The sequence below is a fragment of the Mesorhizobium sp. CNPSo 4661 genome (assembly GCF_057784215.1).
In genome coordinates, this window is sequence record NZ_JBWGIO010000005.1 from 94,155 (window position 1) to 108,111 (window position 13,957).

Sequence of the window (13,957 nt, forward strand, 5' to 3'; positions counted from 1 at the left end):
GAATCTCAACTATTGGTTTCAATCTTTCTGCGCGGATCGAGCCGCGTGGCCTCGGGCGTGACCGCGCGGTCCGCGGGCTGCGTCTTGAAGGCATCGCGGTTCTCGATCGGCACCGGCGCGCGGGCGCGGATACGCAGCAGCGTGTAGCCGGCAAGGCTGAGATGTGCGAGCGCGGTTGCAAGGAAAAGCCCCTCTGGACGCACCGAGCCCATCAGCGCCGCGGCCAAAAGCGGGCCGATCATCGTGCCGAAGCCGTAGAGCAAGAGCAGGCCGCCGGAAACCTTGACGAAGTCCTCGGAGCGGGCGTGATCGTTGGCATGCGCGACGGCGATCGAATAGAGCGTATAGGCGAAAGCGCCATAGGCGGCGGTCATCACGATGACGAAGACACCCGAACGCGGCGCGATCAGGAAGATCAGCACCGCGACCAGGGCCGCGCCGAAGGCCGCGCCGGCCAGCACGAAGCGGCGGTCGGTTGTATCCGACAGGCGTCCGGCCGGAAGCTGCATGGCGGCGCCGGCGACGACGACAAGGCTCATCATCAGCGCGATCTCGGCGGTCGATATGCCGATACGCGCGCCATAGACGGCGCCAAGCGTGCCCCAGGCGCCGTTGGCGATGCCGATCAGGACGCAGGCCACCGCCGACACCGGCGAATTGGCGTACAGGCCTTTGACGTCGAGCTTGACGTCCTGCAGGGGCTTGGGATGCGACTGCGTCGACACCGCCGTCGGAATGAGCGACAGGCAAAACAGGATGCCGGTGATCATGAACAGCGAGGCCGACCGCACGTCGCCGCCGGCGACGATCATCTGGCCGCCCATGATCGAGGCATAGGTGACCATCATGTAGAGGCCGAAGACGGTGCCGCGGTTTTCGTTGGTCGCCTTCTCGTTCAGCCAGCTTTCGATGACCATGAACGCGCCGGCCATGGTGAAGCCGGTGAACGCGCGCAAAAGGATCCAGAAATACTCGTCGATTATGAGGCCGGTGAGCAGCGCGATGATAGCGCCCGACGCGGCGAAGGCGCCGAAAGCCCTGACATGGCCGGCGCGGCGCACGAGCCGCGGCGCGAAGAAGCAGCCGGTAACGAAGCCGCCCGCCCAGGCCGTGCCCATGAGGCCGAGCGATGCCGTCGAAAAACCCTCCACCTGGCCGCGCAGCGGCAGGAGCAGGCCGTGCAGGCCGGATGCTGCGAGCAGGAAGGCCGTGCCGCGCAGCAGCGAGAGTATCGGTCGATAGGTTGCAAACATCGCTTGATCCGGGTTCGAGACGCAGGGTCTGAAGACAGATGCATTCGGGCTTTTCGGCGGCGAGCGAGCACGCCGAAAAATTTATCCGCGGCGGAACAGCGACTCGGCGGCGGATTTGGTGGCGCCTTTGGCGGTGCGCTCGGCTTCCAGCCTGGCGATCTCGTCGCGCAGCAATGCGATGCGCTCTGACAATTCGTCCACGGAAAGCAGCGACAGGTCCTGGCCGATCTCGTGCGGGCGCGGCTTCTTCCTGGGTTCGTCGTCGAAGATCGCCATCCGTCGCTCCTCCCTTACTTGGCCATTTGCCTGATTTGGCAATCAGCATACATAGGGCAGGGGCGCCGATGCAAACCACGAGCGACGACACGCATCCGAGGAGACGAGAAAGCCATGGCAAACGGACAGAAGATACCGGCCACGATGACGGCCATCGCGATCTCGCAACCCGGCGGGCCAAAGGTGCTCAAGCCGGAAACCCGTGACATGCCCGTACCCGGCCCCGGCGAAGTGTTGATCCGGGTGCACGCGGCCGGCGTCAACCGGCCGGACGTCCAACAGCGCAACGGCGCCTATCCGCCGCCGCCCGGCGCCTCCGACCTGCCCGGCCTCGAGGTGGGCGGCGAAATCGCGGCGCTCGGCGACGAGATATCGCGCTGGCGCATCGGCGACCGGGTCTGCGCGCTGACGCCGGGCGGCGGTTATGCTGAATATGTCAAGGTGCATGCCGGCAGCGTGCTGCCGATCCCGGCCGGCTTCACCTATTCGGAGGCCGCCGCGGTTCCGGAAAACTACTTCACCGTCTGGCACAATGTGTTCGAGCGCGGCGGCCTGAAGAAGGGCGAGACGCTGCTTGTCCATGGCGGCTCGTCGGGCATAGGCACCACCGCCATCCAGCTTGCCTCGGCCTTCGGTGCCTATGTGATCACCACCGCCGGCAGCAAGGAGAAATGCGACGCCTGCCTGAAGCTCGGCGCCGACCGGGCCATCAACTACCGCGAGGAGGATTTCGTCGCCGCGGTGAAGGACGCGACCGGCGGCAAGGGCGCGGACGTCATCCTCGACATGGTCGGTGGCGATTATGTCGCGCGCAACTACGATGCCGCGGCCGTCGAGGGGCGCATCGTGCAGATTGCCGTGCAGGCCGGCGCTGTCGCAAGCACCAATTTCGCAACGCTCATGGTCAAGCGCCTGACCCATACCGGCTCGACGCTCAGGCCGCGCACCGTCGAGTTCAAGGCGGCCATCGCCGCCGCGCTTGAGGCCCAGGTGTGGCCGCTGCTCGGCACGCGCAAGGTTGCCCCCGTCATGGACATGATCTTTCCGCTGACCGAAGCCTGGCGCGCGCATGAGCGCATGGAAGAGGGCGAGCACATAGGCAAGATCGTCCTCGACGTCGGGTGAGATGTATCGAGTTTCAGGTGAGGCCGGTCTGCAAATGCCGGTCTTCTGCGCTTCTGGTGCTCACGTACTTTAAGTACGCTCCGCTCCGGTTCTCGAAGCCCACCATTTTCGACTCGGCCTGACCTGAAACTCGATACATCTCGGCCCTCGCGCGTCCCCGGTTCCAAGCTGAACGAAGGCTTAATGGTGCAATGCACAAAACGCATTGCGGCCATGCAAAAGCGTCCGTTCATTTCTTGGGCAGTCATGCCTATTTACACGGCATCAAACGATTTCATCAAACGACTGGAGAAATTCAAATGAACCCGATCCGTGCTTTCCGTAAGTGGCGCATGTACAACGAGACCGTGCGCGAGCTGAACAAGCTCAATTCCCGCCAGCTGAGCGATCTCGGCATCAACCGCGCCGACATCGAGCGCATCGCCCGCCAGGCGGTGTAATCAGACACGGCCCGACCGCAAGGCCGGGCTGGACATGCAAGCCAGAGCCGTCGAGACGCTTGCTTTGTTTCCGGTTCCAAGCCCGCTGGACCTCGTCCAGCGGGTTTTGTCTTTTTCGGGCCTTAAAGCGCGTCGCGCCGAAACGGATTCGGGCGACGCGCTTTAAGACTTTGTTTTGTGCACGTCGTTCTCCCAAAACCGCCGAACACTTTTTGGGCGACATGCATTGGACCAGCCCTTTCCCAAAAACATTGCGAAAATTTGAGGGAGCGTTTATACAGGCCGCGAATTTCCCATTTTGGTGGCTCTAAAACCACCGCCCGCGCGGGAACGCGGGCGAACGAGAAGGATTTTTGATATGGCCAATTCGCTGCTGATGCCCAAGGCGACCGCCGTCTGGCTGGTCGACAACACCGCGCTCTCCTTCGAGCAGATCGCGCAGTTCTGCGGGCTGCATCCGCTTGAGGTCAAGGCGATCGCCGACGGCGAGTCGGCGCAGGGCATCAAGGGCATGGACCCGATCATCACCGGCCAGCTGACGCGCGACGAGATCGCGCGCGGCGAGAAGGACATCAACCATCGGCTGAAGCTGTCGGACCCGAAGGTGCGGGTGCCGGAATCGAAGCGCAAGGGCCCGCGCTACACGCCGCTGTCGAAGCGCCAGGACCGGCCGAACGCCATCCTGTGGCTAGTGCGCAACCATCCCGAGCTCAAGGACGCGCAGATCTCGCGTCTTGTCGGCACCACCAAGTCGACGATCGAGCAGATCCGCGAGCGCAAGCACTGGAACTCGGCCAATCTGCAGCCGATGGATCCGGTGACGCTCGGCCTCACCTCGCAGATCGACCTCGACCTCGAAGTCAACCGCGCCTCGCGTGGCCGCGAGCCGGCGCAGCCCGTCGGCGATACGCTGCTGCCCGCCGCGCTCACCGAACGGCTGGTGCCGGCGCCGGAGAAGCCGAAGGACGAGGATCAGGAGCTCGACGCCAATGCCGTCTTTGCCAAGCTTTCGGCACTCAAGTCGAAGGACAAGGACGAAGACGACCAGGAGTAAGCCTTCCCGGCGCTCAACAAAAAAGCCCGCTTCGAGCGGGCTTTTCTGTTGGACAATGGCTTGGGAGGAAGTCACGTCCGCGCGGCGCGGTCGGGCGCCATGCCGTAATCCTCGCTGCGCTCGACTGCGCGATAGAAATCGGCGAGCTGCTTGCCGCGCTCCGGCTTGAAGATGCGGCCGGCAATGACGACCGAGGCGATGCGGTCGATGCGGAAGGCGCGGAAGTCGTCGCGCATCTCGCACCAGGCGACCAGGGTCCAGACCTTGCCCCAGAACCACAGGCCCAAAGGCCTGATGTCGCGAGCGGTGCCGCGGCCGGCCTCGTCGGAATAGTCGATGGTCAGCACCTGGCGTTTCTCGACGGCGCGCTCGATGAGGTCGATGGCCTCGCGCGCGGCGTCGCTCACCACCCACATCGGCGTGTGGATCTCGGTGCGGGCGATGCGGTCCTTCTCGGTGTCGGGCAGCACGGCGCCGATCTTGACCAGCGCCTCGTCAGCGGCCCTTGCCATTGCGGCGCCGCCGAAGGCGCGCACCATGCGGGCGCCGGCAACCAGCGCCACGATCTCGTCACGTGTGAACATCAGGGGCGGAAGGTCGAAACCCTCCCTCATCATGTAGCCGACGCCCGCTTCGCCGTCGATCGGCACGCCGGTCGACTGCAGGTCGGCTATGTCGCGGTAAATGGTACGTTCGGAAACCTCGAGCCACGCGCCGAGCTTCTGCGCGGTGACCAGCCGGCCGCCCCGCAAATGCTGCACGATCTGAAAAAGCCTGTCGGCACGACGCATCGATAGATCCCCCGGGGTTTATGGCTTCAGCCCTTCGCGCTTGCGCTGCGCGGCAACGAATTTCGCGCCGAAGGACAATCTGCCCGTGGTTGGCGTCTCGGCATCCAGTACACGCCAGAACGGCGCGATGTCGCTCAGCGCCATGCCGTGCTCTAGATCCTCGTGAGCAGCCTCGGCAACCGTGCGCAGATGATAGCCGATCGTCACCGGGCATGTCACTTCGGCGCCGTGCTCGATGGCCAAAGCGGTACGCAGCGCGCGCACATCCATCTCGACCCCTTCTGGGATCGAGCGGATGAAGTCGTCGACCTGGCGCGCGGTCGGCACCAGCATCGGCTGGCCTTCGACGACATCGCCGACCGTGCGCGGCGACGGCTTGATGCCGTTGATGCCCGCTGTGTTCAGCTTGTCGTTCCAGCTTTTCACCATGCGCGGATTACTCCGGATCGTCGGATCATGTTCGTTGCTGTCAGGATCGAAGCTGTTCCAATTACCGCATTCCTCCTGACAACATACTGTCAGGAGGCTGCGGCGAAACTACCGGCAGACAAAGGCTTCTTCCTGAACTCAACATCACTGGCCGCCATTACATCTGGGCGCGGTGCCGCCACAATCCAAGTCGCGGGCGGCAAAATTTCAGTTTTCGCGGACGCGGCCGGTGTAAAGGTCCGGCCAGCCGATGTCCTTGCGGATGTCCGCCGGCAAGGTGTTCAGGAAACGCTGGGTGCGGATCTCGTTGCGCACGGTGCGAATCCTGCCGACATAATGCTGCACGCTACGCAGAATGGTAAAACCGTTCATGACCTGACTCCTCTCTGTTTGATGAGGAGAGTATCTCACACCCCTCCTGACAGCAGTCTGTCAGGAGGTTGGCAGGGTGCCGAAGAAGGCGATGCGGTGCCGCTTCGGGGGTTCGAGCGAGCCCGATTCCTGTCAGGAGTGTTCCGCCCGAAAGGCGCCTTAAGAACGGCTTTGACAGCCGCCATCGATGCTGGTCAAAGGCGGCATGACGAAACTGCTCGCCCTAGTCATCTGCGGCATCATGCTGATCCAGGTCATCAAGCCGCTGGGATGGCCGGGACTGAAGCGGCGCGGCGATTTCTGGAAGCTGGCGCTGCTTGCGATGGCCGCGATCTCACTGGCGGCGGTGCTTGGGCACTGGGCTTAGTCCCTTAACGCAGAAGTTTTGACCGGTTGGGTAGTGTGCCTTGGCAGATCCCAGGCCTTGGCGATTGGCCGAGACGCCTATCGCGGTCGTCATCCACGGGCGGAGCAAGGAGCGTAGCGACGCGCGCAGACCCGAGGATCCATGCCGCGACTTGGAAGCGCCGCGGCGGTCCAGAATTCTGCACCGTTGCACGCTTCGGTCTCGGTAACGGAATGGATTCCAGGGTCTGCGCGCGTCGCTACGCTCCTTGCTCCGCCCTAGAATGACGAGGTTCAGGAGCCTTCAGCTCGTCACCAGCGTTTGCGCTGACTATCCCAAACGGACGTTGATAGCCTTGCCCGACAAACCGACAATCTCGGAAGCCGCAATTCTCGGCTCGCCCTGACCTGAATCTCAACGTACCTCAGCGCAGTTGGCCCAGCACGAAATCCAGCAGATGCTCCGCCCAGGCGCGATAGCCTGCTTCGGAGGCGTGGAAGCCGTCGGAGGCGAAACCGGCCTCGGGATTGGTGATCGGCAGGCGCGCGGCGGCAATGGCGCCGCGCTCGTTGCAGAGCCGCACGCCCATGCGGTTCATTTCCGTGGCGCGTATATCGAGGATCCTGCCGAGCAATGGCGGCATTGCCGGCGCGCGGGTGAACTCCAGCACCGGCGACCACACGACACGCGCTTCCGGCCATTTGGCGCGCAGCGCGTAGAGCAGGCCGCCGAACTCCTTCTTGAAGCGCGGCACGGAGTGAAAATTCTTGGTGTCGTTGGTGCCGATGGCAAGCACGATATGCGTCCAGGGATCGGCCGAAAGGTTGGGCAGGACATGGTCGCGGATCTGGCCGGAGGTCGCCGAATTGAAGCCGGCGGCGCGCCAGCGCACGGCGCTGCCGGTGCGTTCAGCGATCAGGCCGGCAAGCTGCGCGGCAAGCCCGTATTCGGATTGCTCGATGCCGACCGACGCCGCCGAGGAGTCGCCCAGGACCAGCAACGCGACCGGTGGCGCCTCGCCCGGTATTTCGTGCAGGACCGGGCCTCGCGCCGGCAGCATGCGGCTGGTGCGCCGGCGCACGCCGAGGCCCTGCCAGACATAGACCGGGAAAGCGAGCCAGGTGAGAAGGGCAAGCAGACGCTGCATGGCGGTTCCGTTACCGTAAAGACAAAGCCATTAGATCGTGATGGCGTTTCGTTGAATCGCCATCACGATCTAACTCTTTGTTGGAGCATGATCTTCTCCGAAAACCGGTTCCCACTTTTCGGGATCATGCTCTAGCGCATGTTTCGGCTGAGGTGAACGAGGCCGATTACCCGCAGCAGTCTGGTCGCTCTCCACTCTTGTCCAGGTATTCGTCGTGGAGATGCACCCAGTCCATCAGGTTGTGATACGGGCCGGTCTCGTTGCGGCCCTTCGGCGTCATGTCGAGATAATGATAGGCGCCGATCAGCGCGTCGCCGCCGCGAGCGCGCGACAGGAAGGTGAGGAAGATGTCGCCGCACTCGCTGCGATAGAAGATGCTGGTGCCGGGCAGGTCTTTCGAGCGCAGCGGTCGCTTCTCGAAGTTGTAGGTGGTTTCGCCGCTAGCGATCTGCTTGTCGGTGAAGGAGACCTGCAGGTCGAAGTTGAAGTCGGACGCGTAGGACGACACCCAGTCGAACTTCCAGCCCATGCGCTGCCTGTAAGGCAGGATCTCGGCCAGCGGCGCGCGCGAGACAACGACCAGCGATACGTCATAATGCTTCAGATGCTGGTCGGCGCCGTCGATATGGTCGGCGAGGAACGAACAGCCCTGGCAGCGGTGATCGCAGCCCGGCGCCATCATGAAATGGTAGACGATGAGCTGGCTCTTGCCGGCGAACAGGTCGCCAAAGCGCCTCGGCCCTGCTTCGGTTTCGAAGACGTAGTCCTTGCGCAGCTTGAACCAGGGCAACTGCCGCCGTTCGGCGGCGATAAGGTCTCGGAACCGTGTCAGTTCCTTCTCGCGCTCGAGGTGCTTGCGATGCGCCTCAAACCAGTCCTCCCGCGAAACCACGGCATTGCGATGCATGACCATCTCCTGTCCTCTCCTGCCAAGGACGTTCGACATCGGCGCGATCCGACATGGTCGATAGCGGTCGCAGCCCCACAAGTGGGAACGCGGCTCGCAAAAAGCAAAACCCGGGCCATCGGCCCGGGTTTCTTAAGCGCTGCGAAGGGATAGCGTCAGGCGGCTTTCTCCAGCGCCGGCTTCCATTTCCCGAGTGCCGCCAGATGGTTCATGTGGGCGCGGTGGGTGAAGGCGGCCTGGCCGGCGGCGACGTTCGAGGCCTTGCCGCTCCATGCCTTCTGCGGCGCGGCCTGCAGCGCGCGGCCATAGGAGAAGGTCAGTTTCCACGGATGCGGCCCGATGGCGTTGATGGCGTTGAGGTTGGCGGTCGCCTCCTCGTCCTCCTGCCCGCCGGAGAGGAAGGCGATTCCCGGCACGGCGGCCGGCACCACTTCGCGGAACAGTTTTATCGTCTTCTCGGCGATTTCCTCGGGGCTGTCGGTCCTGCCCGACTTCTTGCCGGAGATGACCATGTTGGGCTTCAGGATCGAGCCTTCCAGGACGACGCGCGCCGCGTAAAGCTCGTCGTAGAGCTTGACCAGTGTCGCCTTCGAGACGTCGTAGCAGGTGTCGATCGAATGGGCGCCGTCCATCAGCACCTCCGGCTCGACGATCGGCACGATGCCGGCCTCCTGGCAAAGCGCGGCGTAGCGGGCCAGCGCGTGGGTGTTCGAGGCGATCGAATTGGCCGAAGGCACGCCCTTGCCGGTGTCGATATCGATCACCGCGCGCCATTTGGCGAAGCGGGCGCCGAGCTTGTAATAGTCGGCAAGCCGCTCGCGCAGCCCGTCCAGGCCCTCGGTGATGGTGTCGCCCGGGAAACCGGCCAGCGGCTTGGCGCCGGCGTCGACCTTGATGCCCGGGATCGAGCCGGCGGCCTTGATGATATCGACCAGCGGCGTGCCGTCGGCGGCCTTCTGGCGGATGGTCTCGTCATAGAGAATGACGCCGGAAATGTACTTCGTCATCGCGTCGGAGGCGCGGAACATCATCTCGCGGTAGTCGCGCCGATTGTCGGCGGTCGACTCGACGCCGATGACGTCGAAGCGCTTCTTGATGGTGCCGGAGCTTTCATCGGCGGCCAAAAGGCCTTTGCCATCGGCCACGATCGCGGCGGCGATATCTTCGAGACGTTCGCTCATGGGGCTTCTCCTACGGTGCGTTTGTTCCGCGCTAGCAGAACACTACTGCCAAAGGAATGATCCCGAAAAGCTCGAATCGATTGAAAGTCCTCGATCGCTGTGCCCGCTCGCCAAGTCTTGACGGCTCAGCGCTTCAGCACCTCGACGCCGGGCAGCGGCTTGCCTTCCATCCATTCGAGGAAAGCGCCGCCGGCGGTCGAGACATAGGTGAAGTCGTCGGCGACGCCGGCATGGTTGAGCGCGGCCACCGTGTCGCCGCCGCCGGCGACCGACACAAGCTTGCCCGCCTTGGTGCGGGCCGCCGCATGTTTTGCCGCCGCCACCGTGGCGCGGTCGAAGGGCTCGATCTCGAAGGCGCCGAGCGGCCCGTTCCAGACCAGCGTCGCGGCGCGGTCGATCCAGTCGTTGACGCTCTGCACGGTCTTTGCGCCGACATCGAGGATCATGCTGTCGGCGGGCACGTCCGAGATGGCGACGGTCTCGCTGGCGGCACCCGCCTTGAATTCCTTGGCCACCACGCCGTCGGCGGGCAGGATGATGGCGCAGCCGGCTTCGGCCGCCTCGATCATGATCTGCTTGGCGGTGCCGGCGAGGTCATGCTCGCAGAGCGACTTGCCTACATCGGTGCCGCGCGCTGCCAGGAAGGTGTTGGCCATGCCGCCGCCGATCACCAGCGCGTCGACCTTCTTCACGAGGTTCATCAAAAGGTCGATCTTGCTCGAGACCTTGGCGCCGCCGACGATGGCCACCACCGGGCGGACCGGATTGCCGAGACCTTTTTCCAGCGCGTCGAGCTCGGCCTGCATGGTGCGGCCGGCATAGGCCGGCAAATGACGCGCCAGGCCTTCGGTCGAGGCATGCGCGCGGTGCGCGGCGGAAAAGGCGTCGTTGACATAGATGTCGCCATTGGCGGCGAGCTTTTCGGTGAAGCCCGGCTCGTTCTTCTCCTCGGCCTTGTAGAAGCGGGTGTTTTCGAGCAGCAGCACGTCGCCGTCCTTCATGGCGGCGACGGCATCCGCAGCCTTGTCGCCGACGCAGTCGGCGGCGAAGCCGACCGGGCGGCCGAGAACGTCAGCCGCGGCCCTGGCGATCGGCTCGAGCGAGAACTCGGCAGAGGGGCCGTCCTTGGGGCGGCCGAAATGGGCAAGCAGGATCACCTTGGCGCCCTTTTTCGAGAGCTCGGCGATGGTTGGCGCGATGCGCTCGATGCGGGTGGCGTCGGTCACCTTGCCGTCGGCGACGGGAACGTTGAGGTCGACGCGCACCAGGACGCGCTTGCCGCTGACGGCGCCGATATCGTCGAGTGTCTTGAAGCCGGCCATGGTCGTTCCTTCTTAGTGCGTTTGACGCAATTCCAGACGGAAAATCGCCTACACTTTTCCTGGAATTGCTCTAGCGAAAACGCGGCGACCATACCCGGCGCGAAGGACGATGCAAGGGTCGCGTTGACGGCGCACGCGCAAAAATGATGTCGCCGTGAGACATCAGCCTTCGCCGGTTGCCTTCCGCCCGTCCGGCCCGGACGCCACGGTCTCGATTGGCAGGTCCTCGACCGCCTGTTCTTCCGCCGGCCTGCGCCAGTTGCGGATGATGGCCGCGATGCGGTCGCCGATCTCGCCGGCGCTCATGAAAACCGGCACGCGCGCCACCGGCGCGGTCGGCTCGAAGGATAGGCCAAGCCCGGTGATCCTGCCTTTTTCATCGACATCGCGCACGATCAGCTCGATCGGGCCGATCACCACGCGGTCGGCATATTCGGGATGGCCGCCGAGCCGGTCCGAAACCAGCGCGGCGACGGTGAGCTTCTGCTCGGCTTCGGTCAGGCCTGGCCCATAGGCTGCTTCCAGTTCGGCTGCCGAGCGGGCCGGATCGAGGGCGAAGGCGCCGAAGAAATCGGCATCCTCGGGGTCGACCACGGCGCGGCTGGCGAAAAGCTTGTCGAGCAGACGCGGATAGCGATCCGGCACGAAGATGTAGACCTGATCGCCGGCCGCCAGCCGGCCCATGTCCTGGAAGCGCATCGAGCGGCCGTCGCGTAGCACCAGGGAGGGCCTGGCCCAGCGCGGGATGCGCTCGCCGCGCGCCACCGGGCTGCCGGGCGCGACGCGATAGGCGAGCAGCTCATGATGCGCCGAGCCCGGCAATTCGAGCTCCACCTTGTCCAGCGGCCCGAGACGCGCCGGCACGATCAGGCCAAGGCGGCGCGCCAGCGGACCGACCGTCCAGCCCTGCACCACCAGCGACACGAGCACGATGATGAAGGCGGCGTTGAAGATCAGGCGGCCATGTTCGAGGCCGCCAAGCAAGGGCGTGATGGCAAGCAGGATCGAGACCGCGCCGCGCAGGCCGACCCAGGAGACGAAGGCGACCTCCGGCCGCGGCAGGCGAAACGGGACCAGGCAGAGCCACACCGCCACCGGGCGCGCCACGAAGATCAGGAACAGGCCGAGCAGTACCGCGGGCACCAGGATTGCCGGGAATTGCGAGGGCGTGGCGAACAGGCCGAGGATCAGGAACATGATGATCTGCGCCAGCCACGACATGCCGTCCTGGAAACGCTTCAGGATGGTGACGGCGCGGATGTCGGAATTGCCGGCGATCAGCCCGGCAAGGTAGACGGCAAGGAAGCCCGAGCCGCCGATGGCGCCGGCTGCCGCGAACACCATCAGCGACAGCGTCAGCACGAAGATCGGCAGCAGGCCGTGGTCGAGATTGAGCCGCTCGACAAGCCGCACGATGCCGAAGCCGCCGAGGACGCCGATGACGGCGCCGAGCCCCATATTGGCGAGGAAGCCGAGCAAAAGGTTGGTGGCCAGCACATTGGCTTCGGGGTTGGCATGCGCGGCGATGATCTCGACCAGGGTGATGGTGAGGAAGATGGCGATCGGGTCGTTGGTGCCGGATTCCACTTCGAGCGTCGCACGCACGCGCTCGCGCAGATGGATTTCGCCGGCGCGCAGCAGGAAGAACACGGCGGCCGCGTCGGTGGAGGCGACCGCGGCGCCGAGCAGGGAGGATTCCAGCCAGCTGAGCTTGAAAACATAGGAGGCGGCGGTGCTGAAGATGGCTGTGGTCAGGATAACGCCGATCGTCGCCAGCGACAGCGCCGGCCCGGCCGCTTGCCTGAGCGCGTTGAGCGGCGTGCCGAAACCGGAATCGAACAGGATGACGGCCAAGGCCAGTGAGCCGGCAAAATAAGCCAGCCGGGCATTGTCAAATTCGATACCGAGGCCGTCGACGCCGGTGGCAAGCCCGATGCAGAGGAAGAGCAGCAGCAGGGGAGCGCCGAAGCGGAAGGCGATCAGGCTCGAAAACGCGGCGGCGACAATGAGCGCCGTACCGACCAGCGTCACGAGATAGATCGCATGCTCCATCCGCTATTGCCCCTCCAGAATCCCTCTATCCGTGGCTTTGCGGGAGAGTGGGGCGAAGACGTGACCAGTGCAAGGCAACAGCGTGGTTTTTCGCCTTATGCCGCTGATTTTCGGTAAGTTTAGCGGTCGGGGCCGTACAAACGAAAACGCCCGGCCGAAGCCGGGCGCTTTGAACTGTAAATTGACGGCAGCGATCAGGCGATGGTCTTGCCGAAGGCGACGGCGGTGTCGCCCATGCGGTTCGAGAAGCCCCATTCGTTGTCGTACCAGGACAGCACCGAAACGAAGTTTCCGTCCATCACCTTGGTCTGGTCGAGCGCGACGATCGAGGAATGCGGATCGTGGTTGAAGTCGATCGACACGTTCGGGTGATGGGTGACGGACAGAACACCCTTCAGCTTGCCCTTGGAGGCGGCGATGACCGCCTCGTTGATTTCCTGCGCGGTGGTCGAGCGCTTGGCGATGAACTTGAAGTCGACGACCGAGACGTTCGGGGTCGGCACGCGGATCGAAATGCCGTCGAGCTTGCCCTTGAGCTCGGGCAGCACGAGGCCGATCGCCTTGGCAGCACCGGTCGAGGTCGGGATCTGCGAGAGCGCAGCGGCGCGGGCGCGGTAGAGGTCCTTGTGCATGGTGTCCAGCGTCGGCTGGTCGCCGGTATAGGAGTGGATCGTCGTCATCATGCCCTTCTCGATGCCGACGGTCTCGTGCAGCACCGCCGCCAGCGGCGCCAGGCAGTTGGTGGTGCAGGACGCGTTCGAGATGACGATGTGGTCCTTGGTCAGCTTGTCGTGGTTGATGCCGTAGACGACGGTGAGGTCGGCGCCTTCGGCCGGAGCCGAAACGAGGACGCGCTTGGCGCCGGCGGTCAGATGCGCGGCGGCCTTGTCGCGGGCGGTGAAGATGCCCGTGCATTCGAGCGCGATGTCGACGCCGAGCTCCTTCCACGGCAGCTGGGTCGGATCCTTGATCGCGGTGACCTTGAACTTCTCCTTGCCGACCGAGATCTGGTCGCCATCGACACTCACCTCATGCGGGAAGCGGCCATGCACGCTGTCGTAGCGCAACAGGTGCGCGTTGGTCTCGACCGGGCCGAGGTCGTTGACGGCGACCACGTCTATATCCTTGCGGCCGGATTCATGGATGGCGCGCAGGATGTTGCGGCCGATGCGGCCAAATCCGTTGATGGCAACTCTGACGGTCATTGTTCTCTCCCTTGGGGCTGGAAAGCGGATGGGTCCGCAGCTTCATAACGGCGGAAG

The 13,957-nt window shown here is 64.3% G+C and carries 15 protein-coding genes; 4 read left to right on the top strand and 11 right to left on the bottom strand.

The window, feature by feature from the left end; genetic code table 11:
• Positions 1-5: 5 nt before the first annotated feature.
• Together AC0YKC_RS08905 and AC0YKC_RS08910 are read right to left on the bottom strand one after the other, a co-directional pair.
• A complete protein-coding gene (locus tag AC0YKC_RS08905) occupies positions 6-1,253 on the bottom strand; it encodes an MFS transporter (protein WP_320296531.1) in 1,248 nt (415 codons plus the stop codon).
• An 81-nt stretch (positions 1,254-1,334) separates the two neighbouring features.
• Positions 1,335-1,529, bottom strand: coding sequence for a DUF1192 domain-containing protein (locus AC0YKC_RS08910; protein ID WP_140645782.1), 195 nt, complete (start codon positions 1,527-1,529; stop codon positions 1,335-1,337).
• Between the two features lie 114 nt (positions 1,530-1,643).
• Here AC0YKC_RS08910 and AC0YKC_RS08915 point away from each other — a divergent pair, with 114 nt between their 5' ends.
• The 3 genes from AC0YKC_RS08915 (at position 1,644) to AC0YKC_RS08925 (ending at position 4,148) form a co-directional block, all read left to right on the top strand.
• Positions 1,644-2,654: an NAD(P)H-quinone oxidoreductase gene (locus AC0YKC_RS08915; RefSeq protein ID WP_320296532.1), complete on the top strand. Its 1,011-nt coding sequence runs from the start codon at positions 1,644-1,646 to the stop codon at positions 2,652-2,654.
• A 299-nt stretch (positions 2,655-2,953) separates the two neighbouring features.
• The gene (locus AC0YKC_RS08920) at positions 2,954-3,094 is read left to right on the top strand and encodes a DUF1127 domain-containing protein (RefSeq protein ID WP_292587512.1); all 141 of its coding nucleotides are present in this window, start codon (positions 2,954-2,956) and stop codon (positions 3,092-3,094) included.
• 358 nt (positions 3,095-3,452) lie between these two features.
• Positions 3,453-4,148 carry a DUF1013 domain-containing protein gene (locus tag AC0YKC_RS08925; RefSeq protein WP_320296533.1) on the top strand — a complete coding sequence of 232 codons (696 nt, stop codon included), beginning with the start codon at positions 3,453-3,455 and terminating at the stop codon, positions 4,146-4,148.
• A gap of 71 nt (positions 4,149-4,219) precedes the next feature.
• On the opposite strand, the gene AC0YKC_RS08930 is transcribed toward AC0YKC_RS08925, so the two are convergent.
• The 3 genes from AC0YKC_RS08930 to AC0YKC_RS08940 form a co-directional block, all read right to left on the bottom strand.
• Positions 4,220-4,939 (bottom strand): helix-turn-helix transcriptional regulator, encoded by a 720-nt coding sequence (locus AC0YKC_RS08930; RefSeq protein WP_224668401.1) that lies wholly within the window; start codon positions 4,937-4,939, stop codon positions 4,220-4,222.
• Positions 4,940-4,957: 18 nt separating this feature from the next.
• Positions 4,958-5,368, bottom strand: coding sequence for a hypothetical protein (locus AC0YKC_RS08935; protein ID WP_488510835.1), 411 nt, complete (start codon positions 5,366-5,368; stop codon positions 4,958-4,960).
• 207 nt (positions 5,369-5,575) lie between these two features.
• On the bottom strand, positions 5,576-5,740 hold the full coding sequence (locus tag AC0YKC_RS08940) for a hypothetical protein (RefSeq protein WP_116397974.1): 165 nt from the start codon (positions 5,738-5,740) through the stop codon (positions 5,576-5,578).
• A 187-nt stretch (positions 5,741-5,927) separates the two neighbouring features.
• On the opposite strand from AC0YKC_RS08940, the gene AC0YKC_RS08945 reads away from it, so the two are divergent.
• Positions 5,928-6,107 (top strand): hypothetical protein, encoded by a 180-nt coding sequence (locus tag AC0YKC_RS08945; RefSeq protein ID WP_042641561.1) that lies wholly within the window; start codon positions 5,928-5,930, stop codon positions 6,105-6,107.
• Positions 6,108-6,510: 403 nt separating this feature from the next.
• Here the strand turns inward: AC0YKC_RS08945 and AC0YKC_RS08950 are convergent, their stop codons facing one another.
• From AC0YKC_RS08950 to gap, 6 genes are all read right to left on the bottom strand, one after another.
• On the bottom strand, positions 6,511-7,233 hold the full coding sequence (locus AC0YKC_RS08950; protein WP_488510836.1) for an SGNH/GDSL hydrolase family protein: 723 nt from the start codon (positions 7,231-7,233) through the stop codon (positions 6,511-6,513).
• A 166-nt stretch (positions 7,234-7,399) separates the two neighbouring features.
• Positions 7,400-8,140, bottom strand: a complete 741-nt coding sequence (locus AC0YKC_RS08955) for a DUF899 domain-containing protein (protein WP_488510837.1) — start codon at positions 8,138-8,140, stop codon at positions 7,400-7,402.
• Between the two features lie 155 nt (positions 8,141-8,295).
• Positions 8,296-9,321, bottom strand: a complete 1,026-nt coding sequence (locus AC0YKC_RS08960) for a class I fructose-bisphosphate aldolase (protein ID WP_320296537.1) — start codon at positions 9,319-9,321, stop codon at positions 8,296-8,298.
• Positions 9,322-9,446: 125 nt separating this feature from the next.
• Positions 9,447-10,643, bottom strand: a complete 1,197-nt coding sequence (locus AC0YKC_RS08965) for a phosphoglycerate kinase (protein WP_488510838.1) — start codon at positions 10,641-10,643, stop codon at positions 9,447-9,449.
• A 162-nt stretch (positions 10,644-10,805) separates the two neighbouring features.
• Positions 10,806-12,695 carry a potassium/proton antiporter gene (locus AC0YKC_RS08970; RefSeq protein WP_488510839.1) on the bottom strand — a complete coding sequence of 630 codons (1,890 nt, stop codon included), beginning with the start codon at positions 12,693-12,695 and terminating at the stop codon, positions 10,806-10,808.
• 194 nt (positions 12,696-12,889) lie between these two features.
• Positions 12,890-13,900: a type I glyceraldehyde-3-phosphate dehydrogenase gene (gap, locus tag AC0YKC_RS08975; protein ID WP_320296540.1), complete on the bottom strand. Its 1,011-nt coding sequence runs from the start codon at positions 13,898-13,900 to the stop codon at positions 12,890-12,892.
• Positions 13,901-13,957 lie beyond the last annotated feature (57 nt).